This is a genomic window from Nakamurella sp., from assembly GCF_048594475.1.
GTDB lineage: Bacteria > Actinomycetota > Actinomycetes > Mycobacteriales > Nakamurellaceae > Nakamurella.
In genome coordinates this window covers 1-2,084 of sequence record NZ_JBMDXT010000178.1, presented here as the reverse complement: position 1 = coordinate 2,084, position 2,084 = coordinate 1, and the positions used below count along the sequence as shown (strand labels likewise).

Annotated in this window: 2 protein-coding genes; one reads left to right on the top strand and one right to left on the bottom strand. The window is 71.5% G+C overall.

Features of this window, described 5'->3' with window-relative positions; all coding sequences use genetic code 11:
* On the top strand, positions 1-591 hold a 591-nt coding region (locus tag ACOJUF_RS08775; RefSeq protein ID WP_420121480.1), incomplete at its 5' end, for a PfkB family carbohydrate kinase.
* Between the two features lie 11 nt (positions 592-602).
* On the opposite strand, the gene asnB is transcribed toward ACOJUF_RS08775, so the two are convergent.
* Positions 603-2,084: asparagine synthase (glutamine-hydrolyzing) (asnB, locus tag ACOJUF_RS08770; RefSeq protein WP_420121479.1), on the bottom strand; the 1,482-nt coding region annotated here is incomplete at its 5' end.

The window sequence follows — 2,084 nt, the reverse complement described above, 5'->3', positions numbered from 1 at the left end:
GCCCCGATCGCGGACGCCTACGGCGGCCTGGACCTGGTCGTGGTCTCGGCCGACGACCCGGCCGGCATGGTCCGGCACTCCCAGGAGTGCCGGGAGCGCGGGTACCGGTTCGCCGCCGACCCGTCGCAGCAGCTGGCCCGGATGGAGGGTGACGACGTCGTCGAGCTGGTCCGCGGCGCCGACCTGCTGTTCACCAACGACTACGAGCTGGGCCTGCTGAAGTCCAAGACGGGCTGGTCGGACCAGGCCGTGCTGGACGCCGTCGGGTACCGGGTGACCACGCTGGGCTCCAAGGGCGTGGAGATCGTCGCCGCGGACGGCAGCCGGCTGGCCGTCTCGGCACTACCGGAGAAGTCCAAGACCGACCCGACCGGCGTCGGCGACGCGTTCCGGGCCGGCTTCCTGGCCGGCCGGGCGCTGGCCCTGTCCTTCGAGCGGTCCGCCCAGCTCGGCTCGTTGATGGCGACCCTGACCCTGGAGACCGTGGGTACCCAGGAGTACCAGCTCGACCGGGACGTGGCCCGGGTGCGGCTGGCCGACGCCTACGGCGAGGACGCGGCCGCGGAGATCGCCGGCGCGCTGGCCTGGTAGGCGCCGGCCCGTCAGAGCCGCACCGGGTACACCGGCTCCGGGATCTCCGGGGTGATCTGGCCGGTCACGAAGATGCCGTGCCAGATCATGAACACCAGGATCGTCCAGAGCCGGCGGGAGTGGTCGACCTCGCCGGCCCGGTGGGCGTCCAGCATGGCCAGGACGGCCGCGGGATCCAGGTACTCGTCGGTGTGCGACGAGGTGATGACGTCCCGGGCCCAGTCGTAGGAGCCCTCGGCCAGGTAGTGCCGGATCGGCACCGGGAAGCCGAGCTTGCGGCGGTGCAGTACGTGCGGCGGCACGACCAGTTCCATCGCCCGGCGCAACGCCAGCTTGGTGGTGGCCTTGGTCACCTTCTGGTCCGCGGGGACCGTCCGGGCGACGTCGAACACCTCCTTGTCCAGGAACGGCACCCGCAGTTCCAGCGAGTTGGCCATCGTCATCTTGTCGGCCTTGACCAGGATGTCGCCGCGCAGCCAGGTGAACAGGTCCACGTGCTGCATCCGGGCGATCGGGTCGACGTCCCGGGTCAACGCGTAGACCGGGTCGGTGATGTCGCGGAACGAGCGGGCCGGGTCGTAGGTGCGCAGCAGCCCGCCGGACAGGTGCTCCTCGCGGAAGATGCGGGCGTTGCCGTAATCGCGGTCCTCCAGGTCCAGGGAGGCCCGGCGCAGCAGGTCCTGCCCGCGGAACCCGTCCGGCATCGCCCGGCCGACCGCGGCCAGACCGCGCCGCAGCCCGCCCGGCAGCCCGGTGAGCCGGCTCAGGCTCATCGGCTCGCGGTAGATGTTGTAGCCGCCGAACAGCTCGTCGGCGCCCTCGCCGGAGAGCACCACCTTGACGTGCTTGCGGGCCTCGTTGGCCACGAAGTAGAGCGGGACCAGCGCCGGGTCGGCGACCGGGTCGTCCAGGTACCAGACGATCAGCGGCAGCGTCGAGGTCAGTTCCTCCTCGGACACGGTGCGGACGATGTGCTGCACGCCGATCGCCGCGGCCGACTCGGCGGCGACGTCGACCTCGGAGAAGCCCTCCCGCTCGAACCCGGTGGTGAAGGTGAGCAGATCCGGGTTGTACCGCTTGGCCAGGGCGGCGATCGCGGTGGAGTCGATGCCGCCGGACAGGAAGGCGCCGACCGTGACGTCGGCCCGCATGTGCTTGGCGACCGAGTCGTCCATGACGTCGGCGATCCGCTGGTAGAGCGCGGTCCGCTCGGCGTCGGAGATCGCCGGCCGGGGCGTGAACTGCGGGTGGAAGTAGCGCCGGGTGCTCATCGGCCGGCCGGGACGGACCGTCACGTGGGTGCCCGACTCGATCTTGCGGATCGCGGGGTCCATGGTCGCCGGCTCGGGCACGTACTGCAGCACCAGGTAATGCTGCAGCGCGGGCACGTTGACCGACGCCTGCCCGGTCAGCTCGCGCAGCCCCTTGGCCTCGGACGAGAACGCGACGCCGTCCGGCAGCTGGGCCACGAACAGCGGCTTGATGCCGAACGG